The sequence below is a fragment of the Thiobacillus denitrificans genome, from assembly GCF_001530125.1.
Classification (GTDB): Bacteria; Pseudomonadota; Gammaproteobacteria; order Burkholderiales; family Thiobacillaceae; genus Thiobacillus; species Thiobacillus denitrificans_C.
The window spans coordinates 185,600-206,556 of sequence record NZ_LDUG01000025.1; the positions used below are offsets into that span (position 1 = coordinate 185,600).

Annotated in this window: 18 protein-coding genes and 1 tRNA gene; 5 read left to right on the plus strand and 14 right to left on the minus strand. The window is 63.0% G+C overall.

The features are described 5' to 3' along the window. Positions 1-8 precede the first annotated feature (8 nt). From ABW22_RS10545 to ABW22_RS10580, 8 genes are all read right to left on the minus strand, one after another. On the minus strand, positions 9-2,186 hold the full coding sequence (locus tag ABW22_RS10545; protein ID WP_059756020.1) for a malate synthase G: 2,178 nt from the start codon (positions 2,184-2,186) through the stop codon (positions 9-11). Positions 2,187-2,446: 260 nt separating this feature from the next. Further along, entirely contained in the window at positions 2,447-3,397 is a 951-nt protein-coding gene (locus tag ABW22_RS10550; RefSeq protein WP_059756023.1) for a D-2-hydroxyacid dehydrogenase, read from the minus strand. Positions 3,398-3,515: 118 nt separating this feature from the next. Then, positions 3,516-4,394 (minus strand): 2-hydroxy-3-oxopropionate reductase, encoded by an 879-nt coding sequence (locus ABW22_RS10555; RefSeq protein WP_059756026.1) that lies wholly within the window; start codon positions 4,392-4,394, stop codon positions 3,516-3,518. A gap of 61 nt (positions 4,395-4,455) precedes the next feature. Further along, positions 4,456-6,564 carry a TRAP transporter large permease gene (locus ABW22_RS10560; protein ID WP_059756028.1) on the minus strand — a complete coding sequence of 703 codons (2,109 nt, stop codon included), beginning with the start codon at positions 6,562-6,564 and terminating at the stop codon, positions 4,456-4,458. Beyond that, positions 6,561-7,181 carry a TRAP transporter small permease subunit gene (locus ABW22_RS10565; RefSeq protein ID WP_059756032.1) on the minus strand — a complete coding sequence of 207 codons (621 nt, stop codon included), beginning with the start codon at positions 7,179-7,181 and terminating at the stop codon, positions 6,561-6,563. Before ABW22_RS10565 ends, ABW22_RS10560 begins: the two co-directional genes overlap by 4 nt. A 74-nt stretch (positions 7,182-7,255) precedes the next feature. Further along, positions 7,256-8,407 carry a TRAP transporter substrate-binding protein gene (locus ABW22_RS10570; protein ID WP_059756035.1) on the minus strand — a complete coding sequence of 384 codons (1,152 nt, stop codon included), beginning with the start codon at positions 8,405-8,407 and terminating at the stop codon, positions 7,256-7,258. A gap of 451 nt (positions 8,408-8,858) precedes the next feature. After that, positions 8,859-8,934: transfer RNA gene (locus ABW22_RS10575), tRNA-Phe, on the minus strand. Between the two features lie 64 nt (positions 8,935-8,998). Then, on the minus strand, positions 8,999-9,298 hold the full coding sequence (locus ABW22_RS10580) for a hypothetical protein (protein ID WP_059756037.1): 300 nt from the start codon (positions 9,296-9,298) through the stop codon (positions 8,999-9,001). A gap of 95 nt (positions 9,299-9,393) precedes the next feature. Here ABW22_RS10580 and ABW22_RS10585 point away from each other — a divergent pair, with 95 nt between their 5' ends. Continuing rightward, the gene (locus tag ABW22_RS10585; RefSeq protein WP_059756040.1) at positions 9,394-9,987 is read left to right on the plus strand and encodes a tetratricopeptide repeat protein; all 594 of its coding nucleotides are present in this window, start codon (positions 9,394-9,396) and stop codon (positions 9,985-9,987) included. Positions 9,988-10,110: 123 nt separating this feature from the next. Here ABW22_RS10585 and ABW22_RS10590 read toward each other — a convergent pair whose 3' ends face one another. The 4 genes from ABW22_RS10590 to ABW22_RS10605 all read right to left on the minus strand — a co-directional run bounded on the left by ABW22_RS10590 (position 10,111) and on the right by ABW22_RS10605 (position 15,176). Then, positions 10,111-12,222 (minus strand): sodium:solute symporter family protein, encoded by a 2,112-nt coding sequence (locus ABW22_RS10590; protein ID WP_059756042.1) that lies wholly within the window; start codon positions 12,220-12,222, stop codon positions 10,111-10,113. A 1-nt stretch (position 12,223) separates the two neighbouring features. Further along, a complete protein-coding gene (locus tag ABW22_RS10595; protein ID WP_059756043.1) occupies positions 12,224-12,487 on the minus strand; it encodes a DUF4212 domain-containing protein in 264 nt (87 codons plus the stop codon). A 107-nt stretch (positions 12,488-12,594) separates the two neighbouring features. Further along, complete coding sequence (locus tag ABW22_RS10600) at positions 12,595-13,290, minus strand: PolC-type DNA polymerase III (RefSeq protein ID WP_059756047.1); 696 nt, start codon at positions 13,288-13,290, stop codon at positions 12,595-12,597. After that, positions 13,287-15,176: a DUF294 nucleotidyltransferase-like domain-containing protein gene (locus ABW22_RS10605; RefSeq protein WP_059756051.1), complete on the minus strand. Its 1,890-nt coding sequence runs from the start codon at positions 15,174-15,176 to the stop codon at positions 13,287-13,289. The genes ABW22_RS10600 and ABW22_RS10605 overlap by 4 nt, the downstream gene beginning before the upstream one ends. 161 nt (positions 15,177-15,337) lie before the next feature. Between ABW22_RS10605 and ABW22_RS10610 the strand changes: the two genes are divergently transcribed. Continuing rightward, complete coding sequence (locus ABW22_RS10610) at positions 15,338-16,045, plus strand: VC0807 family protein (protein WP_059756054.1); 708 nt, start codon at positions 15,338-15,340, stop codon at positions 16,043-16,045. A gap of 119 nt (positions 16,046-16,164) precedes the next feature. On the opposite strand, the gene groL is transcribed toward ABW22_RS10610, so the two are convergent. Both groL and groES read right to left on the minus strand, forming a co-directional pair. Beyond that, positions 16,165-17,820 carry a chaperonin GroEL gene (gene groL / locus ABW22_RS10615; RefSeq protein WP_059756056.1) on the minus strand — a complete coding sequence of 552 codons (1,656 nt, stop codon included), beginning with the start codon at positions 17,818-17,820 and terminating at the stop codon, positions 16,165-16,167. 124 nt (positions 17,821-17,944) lie between these two features. Continuing rightward, a complete protein-coding gene (groES, locus tag ABW22_RS10620) occupies positions 17,945-18,235 on the minus strand; it encodes a co-chaperone GroES (protein ID WP_059756059.1) in 291 nt (96 codons plus the stop codon). 135 nt (positions 18,236-18,370) lie between these two features. Between groES and bioA the strand changes: the two genes are divergently transcribed. The 3 genes from bioA (at position 18,371) to ABW22_RS10635 (ending at position 20,957) form a co-directional block, all read left to right on the plus strand. Next, positions 18,371-19,675 (plus strand): adenosylmethionine--8-amino-7-oxononanoate transaminase, encoded by a 1,305-nt coding sequence (gene bioA, locus ABW22_RS10625; RefSeq protein WP_059756062.1) that lies wholly within the window; start codon positions 18,371-18,373, stop codon positions 19,673-19,675. 83 nt (positions 19,676-19,758) lie between these two features. After that, positions 19,759-20,391, plus strand: a complete 633-nt coding sequence (locus tag ABW22_RS10630; protein ID WP_059756064.1) for a TetR/AcrR family transcriptional regulator — start codon at positions 19,759-19,761, stop codon at positions 20,389-20,391. A 95-nt stretch (positions 20,392-20,486) separates the two neighbouring features. Next, positions 20,487-20,957, plus strand: coding sequence for a hypothetical protein (locus ABW22_RS10635; RefSeq protein ID WP_059756067.1), 471 nt, complete (start codon positions 20,487-20,489; stop codon positions 20,955-20,957).

Below are 20,957 nucleotides of genomic sequence, written 5' to 3' on the forward strand. Positions count from 1 at the left end.
TGGAATGATCAGTCGCCGCGCAGTGCGGCCTTGAACTGCCGCCGCCGCCGGTGCAGGGTCGGCTCGGTGTAGCCGTTCGGCGCGCGCCGCCCATGGAAAATCATGTCCTGCGCGGCCTGAAAGGCCAGGCTGATGTAGTGCGGCGCCATGTTGACGTATTGAGGGTCGCCGGCATTTTGCTGGTCCACAAGGCGCGCCATGCGCCTGAGCGCTCCCATTACCTGAGTTTCGCTGATCACGCCGTGATGCAGCCAGTTGGCGATGTGCTGACTGGCGATGCGTAGCGTCGCCCGGTCTTCCATCAGGCCGACGTTGTCGAGGTCCGGCACCTTGGACGCCCCCATGCCCTGGTCGATCCAGCGCACGACATAGCCGAGCAGTCCCTGGATGTTGTTGTCCAGTTCCTGCTGGATGTCCTCGGCTGACCAGGCTGGCTTCGTAACCACGGGGATGGCCAGCAGGTCGTCGAGCGCGGCCTGTGGCCGTTCGCGCAGGGCCTGCTGGCGGGCGAAGACGTCGACCCGGTGATAGTGGATGGCGTGCAGGGTGGCGGCGGTGGGCGACGGCACCCAGGCGCAGCTGGCGCCGGCCTCGGGGTGCGTTTGCTTGCTCGCCATCATCGCTGCCATGCGGTCGGGCATGGTCCACATGCCCTTGCCAATCTGCGCACGCCCCGCGAGGCCGCAGGTCAGCCCGATGTCGACGTTCCAGTTCTCGTAGGCTCTGAGCCAGGCGGCGGATTTCATCTCGCCCTTGCGCAGCACCGGGCCGGCCTCCATCGAGGTGTGGATCTCGTCGCCGGTGCGATCGAGGAAGCCGGTGTTGATGAAGATCAGCCGCTCGCGCGCCGCTCGGATGCATTCCTTGAGGTTGAGCGTGGTGCGGCGCTCCTCGTCCATGACGCCAAGCTTTAGCGTGTTCTTCGGCAGGTTCAGCACGTCTTCGATGCGCGCGAACAAATCCACGGTGAAAGCGACTTCATCCGGACCGTGCTGCTTGGGTTTGACGATGTAGACGCTGCCTGCGCGGCTGTTGCGCAGGGGGCTGGTGCCCTTGAGGTCGTGCAGTGCGCAGGTGCTGACAATCAGGCCGTCGAGCAGACCTTCGAACACCTCGTTGCCCGCCTCGTCCAGCACCGCGTCGGTGGTCATCAGGTGGCCGACGGTGCGCACCAGCATCAGGCTGCGGCCGGGAATCTCGAAGTCGCGGCCCTCGGGCGAGCGGTAGCGGCGGTCCGGGTTGAGGCTGCGGGTGAGCGTCTTGCCGCCCTTGTCGAAGCTGCTGGCGAGCTCGCCCTTCATCAGGCCCAGCCAGTTGCGATAGACATTCACCTTGTCACCGGCATCCACCGCGGCCACCGAATCTTCGCAATCCATGATGGTGGTGATCGCCGCTTCCAGAAAAATGTCGCGGATACCGGTGGGATGCAGTTCGTGGATGGGGTGATCGGTGTTGAAATGAATCTCGAAGTACAGGCCGTGGTGCGCCAGCAGCAGCGAACTGATTGCCCCGGATTTCTCCTGATATCCCTTGAATTGCCCGGGGTCGCGCAGTCCGGTATGTGCCCCGCTCGACAGCGTCACCGCGAGTTGACCCGCCTTGACCGTATAGGCGATGGCATCGATGTAGCTGCCCTCGCGCAAGGGCGTGGCCTCGTCGAGGAAGGCCTTGGCGTAGGTGATGACCTTGGAACCCCGCACCGGATTGAACGCGCCCTTCTGCTCGGCGCCGCCATCATAGGGAATAACGTCGGTGCCGTAGAGGGCGTCGAACAGGCTGCCCCAGCGCGCATTGGCGGCATTCAGCGCGTAGCGGGCGTTGTTCACCGGCACCACCAGCTGCGGGCCGGCGATGCGGGCGATTTCGGCGTCGACATTTTCGGTGCCGATGACAAAATCTTCGCCCTCCGGCAGCAGGTAGCCGATGTCGACCAGGTGCTGCTTGTAGGCGGCGGCGTCGTGCGGCTGGCCCCGGCGCTCAAGGTGCCAGGCATCGATGCGCGCCTGCAGTTCGTCGCGGCGCGTCAGCAGGGCGCGGTTGCGCGGGGTCAGCTCGCGCAGCATGTCGGCGAAACCCTGCCACACATGGTCGCTGGATATGCCGGTGCCCGGCGCGATCTCGTCGCGCACCAGATCGAAAAGGGGTTTTGCAATCTGCAGGCCGGCTACCGTGATGCGTGCGCTCATTTCATGGCCTCGATCATCCTAGAAACCGCAGTTGGACGCGCTCGATGGTGCGTCTGGGCGGGTGTATGCCGCGAAGCGAGGAGGCGGCAGGCCGGGGCCTGCAACGACGGGCGACCAAGGCAGGCGCACGACCAGGCGTGCCAGCGGGTGCGTAGCGGACTCACCCTGTAGGGGGGCGTGGTCGAAGGCAGAAAAACTAATATCCATGCTGCATTCCTCAGGGTGATGAGCGGTCAACTGCGGTTTTTAGGATCATGCGTTCAGGTGACGACATTGCTGGGCCTGCCGGCAACGAAGGCCTCGATGTTGTCCACCAGCTGATCGGCAAGAAACTGCATGGCCTCGCGGCTGGACCAGGAGACATGGGGCGTGAGGATGAAATTGGGCAGGTCGAGATCGAGCAGCGGGTTGCCTGCATTCGGCGGCTCCACCGAGAGCACGTCGAACCCCGCGCCGGCGATGCGCTGCGACTTCAGTGCCTCGACAAGCGTCACTTCGTCCACCAGATTGCCGCGCGCGGTGTTGATGAGAATCGCGGTGGATTTCATCAAGCCGAATTCGCGCGCCGCAATCATGTGGCGCGTCTCCGGCGTCAGCGGGGTATGCAGCGAGATCACGTCCGCCTCGCACAACACGCCGTCGAAGGCCGTGTAGCCTTCGCGCGTTTCCGTCGCCTGTTTATGCTCGGCGATCAGCACGCGCATACCAAAGGCCTCGGCAAGCTTTTGCATGCCATGGCCCAGCGAGCCATAGCCCACCAGCCCCAGCGTGCTGCCAAACAGATCGTTTACGGGTCGGGTAAACAGACAGAACTGATCGGCCTGTTGCCACAATCCCGCACGCACATCCTGCTGCCAGCCCAGCAAATTGCGACGCAACGCCAGCATCATCATGAAGGCGTGTTCCGGCACCGCGTGCACGGCATAGTTGCGGATGTTGGAAACGATGATGCCGTTTGCCTTACAGTAGGCAAGATCGATGTTGTCGGTACCAGTGGCCGCCGCCGCGATCATTTTCACGTTCGGCGCTTGCGTCAGCATTTCACCCGGGAGTTTGACCTTGTTGCTGATGATCACGCTGGCGTCGTGAATGCGCTCCGCCATCTCACTCGCCTGGGTCTGATCGTAATCGATCCACTCATGGACGAAGCTTGGTGTGCGCAGGCTGGCGATCAGGCTCTTGCGGTCGAGAAAAACGATTTTGTGTGTCATAGGGGAAATCCATTTATCCACGAATACCCGGAGGGCATAAAGAACACGAAGGGTCACGAATAAAACCCCATCACATTCCTTTCGTGTTTCTTCGTGCCCTTCGTGGAAAAAACGTTTTCTACCGCTCCATGCCGGACTCGCGCTCGACGATCCTCATCACCGCCGCCGAATCCAGTTCCGCACCGCCGGTGCCCATCAGCGCATTGAGATGCTGCATCACCAGCGCCGCACCCGGCAGCGACAGCCCGAGCTCCTTCGCGGTCTGCATCACGATGTTGATGTCCTTCTGGTGCAGCTTCGTCTTGAAGCCGGGCGTGTAGTCGTTGTCCAGCATGCGCTTGCCGTGCACTTCGAGGATGCGGCTGCCGGCAAAGCCGCCCATGAGCGCGTCGCGCACCTTGGCCGGATCGACGCCGTTCTTGCGGGCGAAGGTGAGCGCCTCGGCCACGGCCTCGATGGTCACTGCCACCACGATCTGGTTGCAGGCCTTGGCCACCTGGCCGGCGCCGTAGTCGCCCACGTGCACGGTGTTCTTGCCCATGGCCTCGAACACCGGCTTCACGCGCTCGAACACCTCGGGCTTGCCGCCCACCATGATGGAGAGCGTGGCGTTGATCGCCCCCACCTCGCCGCCGGATACGGGCGCATCCAGCATGTCGATTCCGCGCGCGCGCAGCTGCGCGGCCATGTGGCGCGTGGCAGTGGGCGAGATGGTGCTCATGTCGACCACCACCGAGCCGGACTTGGCACCATGAATCACGCCGTTGTCGCCGAAGATGACCTCTTCGACGTCGGGCGTGTCGGACACCATGACGATAATGATGTCGGCCTGCGCTGCCGCTTCCGCGATCGACGCACATCCGGCGCAGCCAGCTTCCAAAGGCGGGGTCATGGTTTCCGGCCGGCGGCCGTGCACGAATACCGTGTGCCCCGCCTTGTGCAGATTGACGGCCATGGGCTTGCCCATGATGCCCATACCGATGAATGCAATGTTCATCGCTTCCCTCCGCTGAATGCAACTCAAAGCCGTCGCAGGACACCGCCTGCCCGGCGCCCGCTTACTTGTACATCACCGACGGCAGCCACAGGCCAATCTGCGGCCACATATAGAGCAGGAACATGGCCAGTACCTGGATCGCCATGAAGGGCATCATGCCGGCGAAGATCTGGTTCAGCGTCACATGGGGCGGCGACACGCCCTTCAGATAAAACGCGGCCATCGCCACCGGCGGCGAGAGGAAGGCGGTTTGCAGGTTCAGCGCCACCAGCAGGCCGAAGAACAGCGGGTCGATGTTGAAGTGCGCCAGCAGCGGGATGAAGATCGGCATGAAGATGACGATGATCTCCGTCCACTCCAGCGGCCAGCCCAGGATGAAAATAATGGCCTGGGACAGCAGCATGAACTGAAGCGGCGTGAGGTTCATCGACAGCACCCAGTGCTCGACCAGTCCCTGCCCACCCAGCAGGGCGAAGGCCGCCGAGAAAATGCTCGACCCCACGAACAGCCAGCACACCATGGCTGAAGTCTTGGCAGTGAGGAAGGCGGATTCCCTCACCGTCGGCAGCATTTGCACCTGGTGCACAGCGAGCACGCACCACACCCCGATGGCTGCCATGGACAGCCAGCCCAGCCAGTCAGGCGGTGCGGTCGGGAGCATTCCAGCCTTGAACAGAAGGAACCACACGACGGATGCGGCAAAGGCCAGCCACAGGGGCATCCACGTCGGCCGTAGCTTGCGCCGTTCTTCCCGGCTTTTGCGCAGCGCCAGGTACATCGCTGCCAGCACGAAGCCGCCGAAGGAGCCAATCGCCGCCGCTTCCGTCGGCGTGGCCAGACCGAACACGATGCTGCCGAGCACGGCCAGAATCATGACCACCAACGGGAAGAACGACGTCAGCAGCATCTTGAAAATTTCCAGCCGCGCAAAGCTGAACAAGGCATATATCGACGCCAGGACCGCGATGCCGCCGGCCAGCACTTTCCAGTATGAAGAGGGGGTGGGCAGACGCTCCACGGCAGCGGGCGAAGGCGACACCTGAATCGACGGCGCCGTGGCTTGCGCAGTGGGAGCGGGCGCTTCCTGCAGGCTTTCGGCGACGGGTCCAGTCGGGGGTTCCTGCACGCCTTCGGCTTGAGGCTCGTTCAAACCGGGCGCTTCCATCGGGTCGCTGCTGACCATGCCCATCTCCTGCAAGCCGGAGATGTCGGTCACTTTGTCGGGCCGGGTGATGCTGTTCCAGGCGAGCCCCATGATGATGGCGAACACAATGGCCGGCAGCAGCGCGGTGAAGAGTTCGCGCGCGATGCGACCCTTGGTTGCGCCGGCACCGTCCCGAGTCAGCGCGGCGCGGAACAACGCAGGCAGCGCCCGGTCTCCGAAGCGGGAGGCGATGCTGGCGGTGTGCGCGGGCAGTTTCACCTTGCGCTCGCTTTCCGGCAGCGGCGGCGCCCACTCCGGCTTCAACTTCGCCACGATCATCACATAACCCACATAGAGCAACGCGAGCATGAGGCCAGGGAAGAAGGCGCCGGCATAGAGCTTCACCACCGATACGCCGGCGGTGGCGCCATAGACGATGAGCAACACCGAGGGCGGAATGAGAATGCCCAGGCAGCCGCCGGCGGTGATGACGCCGGCCGAGAGCTTGACGTTATAACCGGCGCGCAGCATGGCGGGCAACGCCAGCAGGCCCATCAGCGTGACCACCGCGCCGACGATGCCGGTGGCGGTGGCGAAGATGGCGCAGGTCACCAGGGTGGCCACGGCCAGCGAACCGGGGATGCGCGCCAGTGCGAGATGCAGGCTCTTGAACAGTTTCTCAATCAGGTTGGCGCGCTCGACCAGATAACCCATGAACACGAACAGCGGGATCGAAATCAGTACGTCGTTGGTCATCACGCCGTAGGTGCGTTGCACCATCAAGTCCAGCGTCTGCCGCACCGCAATGTCCGGATTGACGCTGCGGTAAGAGAGCCACCCGAAAACCATGCCCATGCCCATGAGCGTGAAGGCGGTGGGGAAGCCCAGCATGATCATCACCACCACCAGCGCCAGCATGAGCAGACCAAGGTGGCCGCTGGTGAGGTTTCCCCAGGGCATGAAAACGGCGATGGCGGCGAGCATGATCGCCATCAGCATGAAACCGAAGCGCAATTCCTTCTTCATGGCTTCGCCTCCTGCCGTACGACATACTGGTCGAGCTGGGCGATGTCTACGTCCTTCACGTGAACCATTTCCTTGAGCTTGTACACATCCACTTCTTCCACGTCCTCGACGCGGGAGGGCCACGCGCCGTCGCGCAGACAAACCACGCAGCGCAGAATTTCGACGATGCCCTGCATCAGCAGGAAGAATCCGGCTAGCGGTATGACGAATTTGAAGGGATACAACGGCAATGGATCGGGGCTGAAGGTTTTTTCGTGTATCGCCAGCGATTCGTTGGCATAGGTCCAGCCGGCATAGGTCAACGCGAAAATGCCCGGCAGGAAGAACACGATGTACAGAATCAGGTCGATGGAGGCCTGGGTGCGCGGCTTGAAGAAACCGTAGAGCACATCGCCGCGCACATGGCCGCCATGCGCCAGGGTGTAGGCGCCGGCGAACATGAACAGGGTGCCGTAGAGCATGATCTGCACATCCTGCGCCCAGGGGTGGGGCGTGTTGAGCACATAGCGCGAGAACACTTCCCAGGAAATCAGAAACGTCAGCCCAACGATGGCCCAGGAAAAAAACCGGCCGACGAAAGTGCTCACCTTATCGACAAAGAGCAGCAATTTCTGCATGACGAACCCTTGCTAAGACACAAAAATGGCCGTCCGGTTCGCACCGGACGGCCACGGACCAAGCCAGGTTGCGTTCAAGCCTTCTTCTTGCCGAAGAAATGGTTGTACGCCATCTTGTAGTCCACGCTGGTGTCGTTCTGCCAGCGCGCGGCGCGGGCCGCGAAGACGCGCATGGAATCGAGGACTTTCTTGAACGCGGGATTCTCCGCGCTCTTGGCCGCCATGATCTTGTCCCAGGACTGCAACTGCTTGCGCAGAATGGCATCCGGGGTCTTGTAGAACTTGACGCCCCGCTTGGTGCTCATGTCGAGGTAGTCCTTGGAATAGCGGTCGATGGCTTTCCAGGACATATCGGCCGATGCGGCCTCGATGGCGTACTTGATGATGGCCTTGTGCTCGGCGTTGAGCGCGTCGTACTTTTTCTTGTTGAAGAGAATTTCGAACTGTTCGCTCGCCTGGTGGAAGCTTTGCAGCATGCAAACCTTGGCCACGTCCGGGAAGCCGAGCAGGTTGTCGGAAGACGCATTGTTGAATTCGGCCGCATCGAGCAGGCCGCGATCCAGGGCCGGCACGATCTCGCCGGCCGGCATCGGATTCACCGCGGCGCCCATGTCCTTGTACATATCGACCGCGAGCCCGACGGTGCGGAACTTGAGGCCCTTCATTTGCTCGACGCTGGTGATGGGCTTCTTGAACCAGCCGAAGGGCTGGGTCGGCATCGGACCGTAGAGCATGGACACCACGTCCATGTTCATGCTCTTGTAGATTTCAGCCAGCAGTTCCTTGCCGCCGCCGTAGTAGTGCCAGGCCAGCACCATGTTGGGGTCCATGCCGAAAGCCGGGCCAGAGCCCCACAGCGCCACCGCAGTGTTCTTGCCGTACCAGTAGGCGATCACCCCGTGGCCACCGTCCAGGGTGCCCTTGCTGACCGCGTCGAGCAGGTCGAACGCCTTGACCACCGCACCTGCCGGCAGTACCTCGATCTTGAGTTCCTTGCCCGACATGGCATTGACCTTGTTGGCGAAGTCCACCGCATATTCATGGAAGATGTCCTTCGCCGGCCAGGTGCTCTGGAAGCGCAGGCTGACCGGCGTTGCTGCCTTCGCGATCGAGGGGAAACCAAAGGTTGCCGCGCCGGTCGCGGTGGCGGCGGCTGCGCCAAGAAACTTTCTCCGGCTCAGTTTGGCCTCGGGTTGCGTGGGCGGTTTGCTGTCTTTCTTGCTCATGGCTGTCTCCTTTGTTTTGATCGAGGGAAAAGCAGCTTTACATTAGTACAATTTATTTATTGCATCAAATTATTAAATTCTACTGTTCTATTTTGGCTACAGTGAGGACCGCGTCGGGGGTCGAGTGTGGCCGGCAATCTCAGAAACGCAAAATGAAGGCGCAGCTTGGTCAGCGTGGTTCAGGCTGAAAGTGGTGGGGTGACAGATGGACAAACTGGTGGTGGGCAGGAAGGTGCTCATCGCCCGCCCGGGGTCTGCCGGGTGAGTTGGGCAGATCACGCGTCTTGGTGGGCCTTGTGCGCCAGACCAAGCGCTTTTTTGCTGAGTGCGGCCTTTAGGCGGACACGTACAGCAGGTGATTCCCAGAGATTTTTTTCTGGCGCAATGACGCAAGAACCACACAAAAGAAAGCGGCCTCCGGTGGGAAAACCACGGGAAGCCGCTCGTATTTTGGTGGCCAGGAGTGGAATCGAACCACCGACACGCGGATTTTCAATCCGCTGCTCTACCGACTGAGCTACCTGGCCAAAAGAGGGCGCAATTTAACCGGTTTGCCCCCTTGCCGTCAAGGAAAAGCCGTGCTGCGCCAACTCAGCATGCCAATCCATGCAGGCCGCACAGATGGCGTTTGACGATTGCCAGCGAGACCCACAACCAGAACAGCAGGAAGAAGGTGAGAAACGGTACGTGGGCGTCGAGGATGAAGCGCGGGGTGATGAAGCGCACGGTGCGCACCGCCGGGCTGGCGACGATGCGCAGCGTGCGGTAGAAAATGTTGTCCTCGCGATATTTGCCGGCCAGTAGCGCCAGCACACCTTGCCCAAGCAGGGCGAAACCGGCGATCTCGACCAGGGTGCGCAGAATCAAAACCAGCAGGATGTCGAGCGGCATGGCGAGTGTTCCTGAAGCGAATCGATAATTTTAACGCGGCTTGCAAGCTTGGCGCCTGCCCATGACAATGCGGGTTGACTTGAGTGGGTGTGCAGATGATGGATTATGACCGAGTGCGGCATGGCCTGCGGGGCTTGTTTTTCAATATGCTGGGCCGGACGGAGCGCGCGCTGGCGGCCTATCACGACAGCCATCGGGCAGATCCCACCCATGTCGCGACGCTGCGTACGCTGGCCTGGCTGGAGGCGAAGCAGGAGCGCTGGGCGGCGGCGGAAGCCTGGTTTGAGCGCGTGATCGAGATCGAGCCGGACGATGCCCCCACCTGGTTCAACCTCGGCTATGTGCGTGACAGGGGCGGCATGGACGAGGCGGCGATCGCGGCCATGCAGCGGGCGACCGAGTTGAATCCGAGTAACGATCGCGCCTGGTACGGGCTGGGGATGCTGCATGCGCGGCATGGCCGCCATGCCGCCGCGGCGGCGGCGCTGACCGAGGCCGGCCGGCTGCAGCCGATGAACGGGCTGGCCTGGTATGCGCTGGGGATGGCCTGGCAGCATTGCAACGAGCCGGACAAGGTGGCGGCGGTGATCGAGCACACGCTGACGCACGACCCGCAGACTGCGCAGCGGTTGATTCGCGATACCGGGCGCAGCGACTATATGCATCGGCTGGGTTCAATGCAGCTGTAGGGCTCAGCCGTGACCGATCGCGCCCGGATGAATGATCCGGGATTGAACATCCAGGCGTAAAAAAGCCAGCCTCACGAGGCTGGCTTTTTTGTTGCGCGCCCGGGGGCGCGCTGGGTGCAGCGATCAGGTTGCGCGGGTGTCGATGTCGCCCGCCAGGTTCGGATAGCGCACGTGATCGACCAGTTGCTGGATTTCCAGGCTGGGCGCACGCGAGAGCAGCGAGCCGATGATGACGCCGATGAAGCCGATCGGCATGCCGAACACGCCGGCGGCGATCGGCTTGATGGCGAACCACTCGTTGGCGGCCACGCCGCCGAAGAACGGGTAAGTGATGACCATGTAGTACATGCACACAGCCAAACCGGCCAGCATGCCGATGACCGCGCCGAGGTAGTTGGCGCGCTTCCAGAACACGCCGAGCACCAGCGCCGGGAAGAACGCCGAGGCTGCCAGCGAGAACGCGGCGCCGACCAGGAACAGGATGTCACCCGGCTTCAGCGAGGCGGTGTACGCGGCGAAGATGGCGACCACCAGCAGCAGGCTCCTGGAGATGGCCAGGCGACGGATGGTCGAGGCCTTCGGGTCGATCATCTTGTAGTAGACGTCGTGCGACAGCGCGTTGGCGATGGTCAGCAGCAGGCCGTCTGCGGTCGACAGCGCAGCCGCCAGACCGCCTGCCGCCACCATGCCCGAGATCACGTAGGGCAGGCCGGCGATCTCCGGTGTGGCCAGCACGATGAGGTCGCCGCCGATGGTGATCTCGGCGAGTTGCACGATGCCGTCCAGGTTGATGTCGACGATCTTCATCAGGGTCGCATCCACCGCCTGCCAGTTCGCCACCCACGCCGGCAGCGAAGTGAATGGCAAGCCGACCAGGTTGTTGTAGACCTCGAACTTGACCAGCACCGCCAGTGCAGGCGCGGTGAAGTACAGCAGGAAGATGAACAGCAGCGACCAGAACACCGATTTGCGCGCTTCACGCACCGACGGCGTAGTGTAGTAGCGCATCAGGATGTGCGGCAGCGAAGCGGTGCCGACCATCAGGCACAGCACCAGTGCGATGAAGTTGCGGCGCTTGATGTTGGAAGCCTCCTGATCTGCGGCTTGCGCGGCGGCGATTTCCGCTGCGCTGGCGTCGGGATTGCTCCTCAGCAGATCCGACTCCGCGCCCTTGCCGGCAAACGGGGTGGCATGGGCTGCGACCGGACCGGTCTTGGCCTTGGCGCCGTCGGCCGATTTCTTCCACTGCGCCTTCAGCGCGTCGGGGGTGGCAGGGAAGTCGGCGGGACTGCCGGCTTCCGTGCGCTGGGCTTCGAGGAAGGCGTCGCCATTGCCGGTGGCCACGGCTTCGTCCAGCGCCGCGATGTTGGCTTCGAACGAATCCTGCTGCGCCTTGAATGCCGCACGCGCCGAGGCTTCGGCTGCGCCCTTGGCGGTATCGGCGTTGTTGAACTCGTTTTCCAACTGCGTCACCTGCTGCAGCACCTGGCCGTAGACGACCTGCGGAACCGGGTTGCCGGTGTGAACCACCGACAGCCACACCACCGGAATCATGTAGGCGATGATGAGGATGATGTACTGCGCCACCTGGGTCCAGGTCACCGCGCGCATGCCGCCGAGGAAGGAGCACACCAGGATGCCGGCCAGACCGACGAATACGCCGATCTGGAATTCCAGGCCGGTGAGACGGGCGGTGATGATGCCGACGCCGTAGATCTGCGCCACCACGTAAGTGAAGGAGCAAATGATGGCTGCGATCACCCCGATGGCGCGCGGCAGGTTGCCGCCGTAGCGCGAGGCGAGGAAGTCCGGAATGGTGAACTGGCCGAACTTGCGCAGGTAGGGCGCGAGGAACAGCGCCACCAGCACGTAGCCGCCGGTCCAGCCCATGACGAAGGCGAGGCCGTCAAAGCCGGCCAGGTACAGGGTGCCTGCCATGCCGATGAAGGACGCGGCCGACATCCAGTCGGCGCCGGTTGCCATGCCGTTGAACAGGGCGGGTACACGGCGGCCGGCGACGTAGTACTCCGACACATCGGCGGTTCTCGACATGATGCCGATGCCGGCATACAGCGAGATGGTGGCGGCGAGGAAAATGTAGCCGATCCATCTGGGGGGAAGGCCCATCTGCTCCAGTATCGCAAGCACGATGACAAAGGCGATGAAGCCGCCGGTGTAGAAGGTGTAGTACTTTTTGAGCTGCTGGAAGAACTGGCTCTGGGTCTGTGTGGTCATGTTATTCCTCCCCCTCTTGTACGCCGTATTCATTGTCCAGCTGGTCCATGCGACGGGCGTAGAACCAGATGATCAGGACATAAATGATCAGGGAACCCTGGGCGGCCATGTAGAAGGCGAAGGGGAAGCCCATGATGACGATTTCATTGAGCTGGGGGGCAAAGTAGATGACGACGAACGTCACCACGAACCAGATGGCTAACAGGACTGCGGTGATCCGCAGATTCTTGCGCCAGTACTCCTGATGTCTCTCCGACAATTGCATGGCAACTCCTCCGTGAGCATGAGTGGGGAACGCGCTTTATTAATAGAAGTCGCGCGTGCGCGGAGTGTAAGGACTTGTTATGCGGCCGACAAACAGATTAGTAGGCGCTAATGTGCTGATAGCCAGCGCCGGCCGCGCAGCAGGCCGCGCAGTTGCTGCGCGGTGGTGATCTCGTCGCGCTGCGCCGCCTGCAGCAGCACCAGCCACAACTCGGCGGTGGCGTAGGCGTCGGCCAATGCGCCGTGGCGCGCGTACACCGCAATGCCGAAATGCGCCAGCCAGTCGTCGAGGTGGCGGCAGTGCGGCGCGGCATCGGGGAACAGCAGCGGCGCGACTACCGCCGCGTCGAACCACGGTGAGGCGATCGTCAGGCGCAATTGCTCGCGCACCGCGCGCTGCAACACCGTCTGGTCGAATGCCGCGTGGAAGGCGACCAGCGGCGCGCCCTGGGTGAATTCCAGCCAGGACAGCAATGCCTCGTGCGGCGCCTGCCCTGCGCGCTGTTCGCTGCCGCTGATGCCGTGGATCAGGATGTTGGCGGCAGCGGTCGATTGCGCCTGCGTGAGCCCGACTTCCAGGCTGGCATCGAGTGCGATGTGGCCGTGTTCGATCGCCACCGCGCCGATCGCCAGCAGCGGATCGCGCTGCGCGTTGAGTCCGCCGGTTTCCACGTCGACCACGCACCAGCGCATGTCGGCAAGCGGCAGATTGAGGTCGATCTTTTGGCGCCCCAGCGCTGCGCGCCGCGCGCTGCTGGTGGCGTCCAGGGCGGGCAGTGAGTGTTTTGTAAACGGCCAGATCACAGCTGGTAATCCAGCGCCAGCCGCGCCTGCACCTTGCGCGCCTGGCGCAGGGCTTCCTTCAGGATGCGGCGGTCGAGCGGGTTCAGCGTGTCGGGGTCGAGATGGTTGTCGGGCGTGATGCCGGTGCGCTGCTGCTCATGCTGATGGCGCAGCCGCAGCAGTTGCAGAAAGTGGAACGCGCGGTTCCAGTCGGCCAGTTCGGCATCGGGAATATGCAACGCATGCGCGGCTGCGCGCAGCCGCTTGGCGGTGTTGGTCTGCGGGCTGCCGGCCGCCAGCGCAAAAATGCGCGCCGCATCGACAAACGGCGTGGCACCATTGAGCTTGAGATCGATGGTGTGCGGGTGGGCATTGTCGTCCGACAGCACGAAGTCGCGCACCAGTCCCAACGGCGGGCGGTTGCGCAGGGCGTTGCCCGCCATCTGGTGCAGAAAGCGCGGATTCTTCTGCGCGGCGCGGTTGAGCCAGGCGCGCAGGTCGAGCGCCAGCGCGGCATCGCCGGTGAGCGGACGAAAGTCGAAAAAAATGCTGGCGTGCAGCAGCGCTTCGGGGCTGCCGTGATCGATCCACTGGGTGAACTGCTGCTGCCAGTCAGCCGCCGACAGGCACCATTTCGGATTGCTGGCCATGATGTCGCCGCGGCACAGCGGAAATCCGCAGGTGTCGAGCCGGTTATTCACGCGCAGCGCAAACGCCAGCAGCGCATCGCGCTGGGCGTCGTTCGCCTCGGCAAAGATCAGCGCATTGTCCTGGTCGGTGGCGAGCGTCTGTTCCATGCGGCCTTCCGACCCCAGCGCCAGCCAGCACCAGCGCAGCCCGACGAGCGCATCATCGGCCTCGCATTCCAGCGCGATGACGCGCTCGGTGAGGCGGTCGTTGAGGCTGGAAATGATCGCGGTGAGGTTTTCCGCGTCCATCCCCTGCGCCAGCAGGCTGTGCGCCAGGTCGCCGATATCGAGTGCCAGCGCGGGCAGGCGGCTGGGGTCTTCGCTGCGCGCAATGGCCGAGGTGATGCCTTCCACCGACAGGCGGCGCAACGCGAAGATGTCCTTTTCCGACACCACGCCGGCCAGCCGCCCTTCTCTGACCAGCGGGATGTGGTGAATGCCCTGGCGCGCCATCAGCACCAGGGCGTCTGCCACCGGCGCATCGGCGGGAAGGGTCGCCGGATCGGGCGTCATCACGGCCGAAATGGGCGTGGCCAGCGGCACCCCGGCCAGGGTCACGCGCGCCAGCACATCCTTCAGGGTGAGAATGCCGAGCGGCTGCCCGGCAGCGTCGGTGACCACCACCGACCCCACTCGCGCGGCCTCCATCGCCGCCAGCGCATCGGCCAGCGGCACATCGGCCAGCACGCTCAGGGGGGTGCGCCGGATCAGGCTGGACAGGGGGCGCGCAAAGCGACTTTCGTCGTCGAGCGCCAGCGCGTATTCCGATTGCACCGCGCGTTGCGATTCCTCCAGCAGGCTGGCGATGCGGCGCGTGCAGAAATCGTTGAATTCAGGGCTTTTCGCCAGCAGCGCGTGGAAATCGGCGGCGGGCAGCAGGTAGCAAAAGGTATCGGTTGCCGCGATATAGCGGTTGGCCGCGCCGCGCCCGGCCAGCAGCGCGCCCAGCGGAAACATCTCGCCCGTCGCCAGCTGCAGCACCGTGTGCCCCTCGGCGGTGGCACCAGCCACCGTCCCCTGCTTGACGATGAACAGGACATCGGGCGGCGTGTCGGCCGGCGCCAGCAACACTGCGTCGCGCGCAAAATAGGCTACCGACAGGCGCCGCACCAGCCATAGAAGCGCGTTTTCCGTCATTGCCGAAAAGGGTGCCTGCCGCCGCAATGCGTCGAGGGTTGCGCGGTGCAGGCTGTTGGCGAGCGCAATAATATGGGTCATGGGCGGATGTCGGGACAGCACGGGTTTTTACAATTTACAGCGCATCCGCAATCGTATGCAAAAATTGCCGGGCCCGATCGGTTCGGCCGCCTCGGCCAGCCCCGAAACTAAAGCCTCATTGCCGGGTCAGTGACAAACAGAACCTGACCGCACATCCACTCATGACCCAGACCCAAAAATCCAACCCGCTGTTCGAGCTCCTGATCAACATCGTCATTCCCTCCGTCATCCTGATGAAGTTCAGCGGCGAGCAGGACCTTGGCGCCGTGGGCGGGCTGCTGGTGGCGCTGGCGTTTCCGCTCGGATGGGGCGCGTTCGAGTTGCTCGGGCGCAGCAAGGTCAACTTCTTTTCCGTGCTGGGCCTGGTCAGCATCCTGCTCACCGGCGGCATCGGCTTGCTGCAGCTCGACACCCAGTGGCTGGCGGTGAAGGAAGCCGCGATCCCGGGCCTGATCGGCCTGGCCGTGCTGGTGTCCACCCGCACCCGCTACCCGCTGGTGAAAACCCTGCTCTACAACCCGACGCTGATCGACGTGGCGCGGGTGCAACAACATCTCGAAGCGCGTGGCACGGTGCGGGATTTCGAGGCGCGCCTGCAGCATGCCACCTATATGCTGGGCGGCACCTTCTTCTTCTCCGCAGCGATGAACTATTTTCTGGCCAGCTGGATCGTCACCAGCCCGGCCGGCAGCGAGGCGTTCAACGCCGAGCTCGGGCGCCTGACATTGGTGAGCTATCCGATGATCGCCCTGCCATCGATGCTGATGATGATGGGTGCGCTTTACTATTTGGCCCGCGCGACGCGCGAACTGGCCGGGTTGAAGCTGAGCGAGGCGCTGAATACCGGCGATGCCCGCCCGCAGTCCTGAGCTGAACGACTGCTTTAAGCGCCATAAAAAAGCCCCGCGCAATGCGGGGCTTTTTTTGTAGCTTGAACAGCCGGGCTTTTTACCCACAAGGGGTAGTCGGCCATGGTTGAACAACCACCTTACATCATGCCGCCCATGCCGCCCATGCCGCCCATCCCACCCATGTCGCCACCACCCATCGACGCGCCTTGCTTGTCTTCCGGCAGGTCGGCGATCATGCAGTCGGTGGTCAGCATCAGGCCGGCGATCGACGCCGCGTTCTGCAGGGCGATGCGAGTGACCTTGGTCGGGTCGAGCACGCCCATCTTCACCATGTCGCCGTATTCGCCGGTGCCGGCGTTGTAGCCAAAGTTGCCCTTGCCTTCCAGCACCTTGTTGACGACGACCGAGGGCTCTTCGCCGCAGTTCTTGACGATCTGGCGCAGCGGCTCTTCGATGGCGCGCAGCACGATCTTCACGCCGGCTTCCTGGTCGTGGTTGTCGCCTTTCACCGCAGCGGCCACGGCACGCGCACGCAGCAGCGCGACCCCGCCGCCGGGGACGATGCCTTCTTCAACGGCAGCACGGGTGGCGTGCAGCGCGTCTTCGACGCGGGCCTTCTTCTCTTTCATCTCGACTTCGGTCGCCGCGCCCACTTTGATGATGGCAACGCCACCGGCCAGCTTGGCTTTGCGCTCCTGCAGCTTCTCTTTGTCGTAGTCGGAGGTGACTTCGTCGATCTGCTTGTTGATCTGGGTGATGCGGCCCTTGATTGCGTCAGCATTGCCGGCGCCGTCGATGATGGTGGTGTTTTCCTTGCCAATCTCGATACGCTTGGCGCGGCCCAGATCCTCCAGCGTGGCCTTTTCCAGCGACAGGCCGACTTCTTCGGCGATCACGGTGCCGCCGGTGAGGATGGCCATGTCTTCCAGCATCGCCTTGCGACGGTCGCCGAAGCCCGGCGCCTTGACGGCACAGGTCTTGAGGATGCCGCGGATGTTGTTCACCACCAGGGTGGCGAGCGCTTCGCCGTCGACGTCTTCAGCGACGATCATCAGCGGTTTGCCGGCCTTGGCCACCTGTTCCAGCACGGGCAGCAGGTCGCGGATGTTGGAGATTTTCTTGTCGAACAGCAGGATGAAGGGATCTTCCATGATCGCCATCTGCTTGTCGGGGTTGTTGATGAAGTAGGGCGACAGGTAACCGCGGTCGAACTGCATGCCTTCAACGACGTCGAGCTCGTTATCCAAACCCGAGCTGTCTTCAACGGTAATCACGCCTTCCTTGCCGACCTTGTCCATCGCGGCGGCGATGATGTCGCCGATCGAGGCATCGGAGTTGGCGGAAATGGAGCCGACCTGAGCGATTTCCTTGCTGCTGGTGCAGGGCACGGAAATTTTCTTCAGTTCGGCGACGATGGCGATCACGGCCTTGTCGATGCCGCGCTTGAGGTCCATCGGGTTCATCCCGGCGGCGACGAACTTCATGCCTTCGTTGACAATGGACTGCGCCAGCACGGTGGCGGTGGTGGTGCCGTCACCGGCGATGTCGGAGGTCTTGGAAGCGACTTCCTTGACCATCTGCGCGCCCATGTTCTCGAGCTTGTCCTTCAGTTCGATTTCCTTGGCGACCGACACGCCATCCTTGGTCACGGTGGGGGCGCCGTAGGAACGGTCGAGCACCACGTTGCGGCCTTTCGGGCCCAGGGTCACTTTAACGGCGTCAGCCAGAATGTTGACGCCAGCCACCATGCGGTGACGGGCGGAATCGCCAAAACGTACGTCTTTTGCAGCCATGTTTTAACTCCTAAAAAATGCATTCGCCACAGAGGCACAGAGACACAGAGACACCCGTATTCGGATCTCGTTTGTGTTTTTCTCCGTGCCTCTGTGTCTCTGTGGTTAAGGGTTTGAGGTGGGCTTAAGCCTCGACCACGCCCATGATGTCTTCTTCGCGCATCACCAGCAGCTCATCGCCTTCGACCTTGACCGCCTGGCCGGCGTATTTGCCGAACAGCACGCGGTCGCCGACTTTCACGTCGAGCGGAATCAGCTTGCCCTGGTCGTCTTTCTTGCCTGCGCCCACGGCGACGATTTCGCCCTGGTCGGGCTTCTCGGTGGCGGTGTCGGGGATGACGATCCCGGAAGCGGTCTTGCGCTCTTCTTCCATGCGTTTGACAATCACTCGGTCGTGCAGAGGACGGATTTTCATTGCAAAGTCTCCATTGCGGTTGCGTTGATAAAGGCAGCCAGGGCTGCCCGAAAATAAGGAAGCGGCAAGGGTGCTGTTAGCACTCGCCGCCATAGAGTGCTAATAGTAGGGGCGCATTGTGACAATTTCAAGCCCATGGATGATTTATTAAACCGTAGCCGCGCCGCCGTCTGGCACCCCTGCACCCAGATGAAACAGCTGGAGGCCGCCCCGCCGCTTGCGATTGCACGTGGCGAGGGGGCGTGGCTGATCGATACGGACGGGCGGCGCTACCTGGACGCGATTTCAAGCTGGTGGGTCAACCTGTTCGGCCACTGCAACCCGCGCATCAACGCGGCCATCATCGACCAACTCGGCAAAATCGAGCACGTGATGCTGGCCGGCGCCACCCACGAACCGGTGGTAGATCTGTCGGAGCGGCTGGCAAAGCTGACCGGACTGGGCCACGCGTTTTACGGTTCGGATGGGTCTTCGGCCACCGAGATTGCGCTGAAAATGAGCGCCCACTTCTGGCGCAACTCGGGCCAGCCGGAGAAAAACGGCTTTATCAGTCTCAAGAACGGCTACCACGGCGAAACCCTCGGTGCGCTGTCGGTGACCGATATTCCGCTGTTCAAGGACACCTACGCGCCCTTGCTGCGGCACTCGGTGCAGGTGCCCACCCCGGACGCGCGGCTGGCCGAGCCGGGAGAAACCGCCGAGGCCTATGCGCTGCGCTGCGCCGCTGCGCTGGAGGCGCATCTGGCCGAGCACGCGGCCACCACCGCCGCCTTCATCGTCGAACCGCTGGTGCAGGGCGCGGCGGGGATGGCGATATATCACCCGACGTATCTCAAGCGGGCGCGGGACTTGTGCACACAATATCGAGTGCACCTGATCGCCGACGAGATCGCCGTCGGCTTTGGACGCACCGGTACGATGTTCGCGTGCGAGCAGGCCAATATAAGACCCGACTTCATCTGCCTGTCCAAGGGCATCACCGGCGGCTACCTGCCGCTGTCGGCAGTGCTGGCGACCGATGACGTCTATGCGGCGTTCTACGGCAACGCCACCGCGCGCGGCTTCCTGCATTCGCATTCCTACACCGGCAACCCGCTCGCCTGCCGTGCCGCGCTGGCGGTGCTGGACATCTTCGAACACGATCAGGTGATTGCCGCCAATCGGGTCAAGTCCATTGAATTCACCGGGATACTGTCGGAAGTGGCCGCTCACCCACGGGTGCGCCATTTCCGCCATCTGGGGATGATCTGGGCGTTCGACGTGGCGGATGCCACCGCGGGTTTTTCTACCCGCTTCCATCAGGCGGCGCTGGCGCAGGGCGTGTTCCTGCGCCCGATCGGCCGCACGGTGTATGCCATGCCACCCTATGTGACGAGCGCCGACGAGATGCGCGGGTTGGCGGATGTGGTGCTGGCCTGTCTCGACACCCCGGCGATCTGAGTTCGTGTGTCAGTTTTGCGCTTGACGCATGGCATCCGCCCGACTAAGGTAGTAATCAATCACTATCTAACTGGAGTCGGACCATGTCAGACGACCCTGCACGCAAACGGCTCGGTGCCGACGAGCGGCGCGAGGAAATCATCCGCGTGACGCTGGCGCTCGCCGCCAAGCAGGGCGTCGACGACGTCACCACGCAGGACATGGCGCAGGCGATGGGGGTGACCCAGGGCGCGGTGTTCCGTCATTTCCCGAGCAAGGACGCGATCTGGCTGGCGGTGATGCAGTGGGTGCGCGACCGCCTGATGCCGGTGCTGGGACGCGCCGCGGCGCAGGGGCGCGACCCGCTGGACGCGCTGCAGCGCATGTTTTTCGCCCACATTGACTTCATTTCCCGCTATCCAGCGATTCCGAGCGTGTTGATGTCGAAGCACCTGCACGGCCGCAGCACGGCGCTGCGCCGGTTGGTGACCGAAATCATGCTGGGCTACGAGGCGAAGATCGCCGGCCTGCTGACCGACGCGCAGGCGCAGGGTCTGGCGCGGGCCGACCTCGACGCCCACGCCGCCGCTACCCTCTACATTGGCATGATCCAGGGGCTGGTGCTGCAAACCTCGATCCTGCGCGGCCAGCGCACCCTCGCGGTGGAAGCCGCGCGCACCTTCCCGGTTTTCCTGCAGGCCGTCCGCCCACCCTCAACACAAGGAGCCACTCCATGAAACCTTGCCTATCCGGTTTGTTGCCAAAACCAATTCCCTGTAGATACCGTCTTGGGTACGCTCAATCACTTTGGCAACAAACCGAATAGGCAAGCATGAAACATCATCCCATCGCCCTCGTCGCCCTGCTTAGCCTGACCGCTGTCCATGCACAGGATCAACACGCGCAGCATCCCACGTCCGACCACGACGCCCGCGTCGTGCTGGAACTGACCTCGAGCGAACGCGTCATGATCCTGGAAGAGATGCGCATGTTTCTCACCGGTGTGCAGAAAATGACCGGCGCACTGGGACAGCAGGACATGCCGGCCGTCGCGGAAGCGGCACGCGACATGGGACAGAAAATGGTGCACGAGGTGCCGCCCGCGCTGCGCGCCAAGCTGCCGATGGAATTCCGCCAGCTGGGTTTTTCGGTGCACCGTGATTTCGACCAGATCGCACTGGATGCCGACAGCCTGAAGGACGTGAGCTACAGCCTCGGCCAGCTTTCGGCCACCCTGCAGAAGTGCGTGGCCTGCCACGCCACCTATCAGATTCAGACGCCTGCGCTCAACGCCAGGCACTGA

Excerpts from the sequence above, each read along its gene's own strand:
- ABW22_RS10545 (WP_059756020.1), bottom strand. The coding sequence starts at position 2,186 with ATGAGCGCACGCATCACGGTAGCCGGCCTGCAGATTGCAAAACCCCTT.
- ABW22_RS10550 (WP_059756023.1), bottom strand. The coding sequence starts at position 3,397 with ATGACACACAAAATCGTTTTTCTCGACCGCAAGAGCCTGATCGCCAGC.
- ABW22_RS10555 (WP_059756026.1), bottom strand. The coding sequence starts at position 4,394 with ATGAACATTGCATTCATCGGTATGGGCATCATGGGCAAGCCCATGGCC.
- ABW22_RS10560 (WP_059756028.1), bottom strand. The coding sequence starts at position 6,564 with ATGAAGAAGGAATTGCGCTTCGGTTTCATGCTGATGGCGATCATGCTC.
- ABW22_RS10565 (WP_059756032.1), bottom strand. The coding sequence starts at position 7,181 with ATGCAGAAATTGCTGCTCTTTGTCGATAAGGTGAGCACTTTCGTCGGC.
- ABW22_RS10570 (WP_059756035.1), bottom strand. The coding sequence starts at position 8,407 with ATGAGCAAGAAAGACAGCAAACCGCCCACGCAACCCGAGGCCAAACTG.
- ABW22_RS10580 (WP_059756037.1), bottom strand. The coding sequence starts at position 9,298 with ATGCCGCTCGACATCCTGCTGGTTTTGATTCTGCGCACCCTGGTCGAG.
- ABW22_RS10585 (WP_059756040.1), top strand. The coding sequence starts at position 9,394 with ATGATGGATTATGACCGAGTGCGGCATGGCCTGCGGGGCTTGTTTTTC.
- ABW22_RS10590 (WP_059756042.1), bottom strand. The coding sequence starts at position 12,222 with ATGACCACACAGACCCAGAGCCAGTTCTTCCAGCAGCTCAAAAAGTAC.
- ABW22_RS10595 (WP_059756043.1), bottom strand. The coding sequence starts at position 12,487 with ATGCAATTGTCGGAGAGACATCAGGAGTACTGGCGCAAGAATCTGCGG.
- ABW22_RS10605 (WP_059756051.1), bottom strand. The coding sequence starts at position 15,176 with ATGACCCATATTATTGCGCTCGCCAACAGCCTGCACCGCGCAACCCTC.
- ABW22_RS10610 (WP_059756054.1), top strand. The coding sequence starts at position 15,338 with ATGACCCAGACCCAAAAATCCAACCCGCTGTTCGAGCTCCTGATCAAC.
- groL (WP_059756056.1), bottom strand. The coding sequence starts at position 17,820 with ATGGCTGCAAAAGACGTACGTTTTGGCGATTCCGCCCGTCACCGCATG.
- groES (WP_059756059.1), bottom strand. The coding sequence starts at position 18,235 with ATGAAAATCCGTCCTCTGCACGACCGAGTGATTGTCAAACGCATGGAA.
- bioA (WP_059756062.1), top strand. The coding sequence starts at position 18,371 with ATGGATGATTTATTAAACCGTAGCCGCGCCGCCGTCTGGCACCCCTGC.
- ABW22_RS10630 (WP_059756064.1), top strand. The coding sequence starts at position 19,759 with ATGTCAGACGACCCTGCACGCAAACGGCTCGGTGCCGACGAGCGGCGC.
- ABW22_RS10635 (WP_059756067.1), top strand. The coding sequence starts at position 20,487 with ATGAAACATCATCCCATCGCCCTCGTCGCCCTGCTTAGCCTGACCGCT.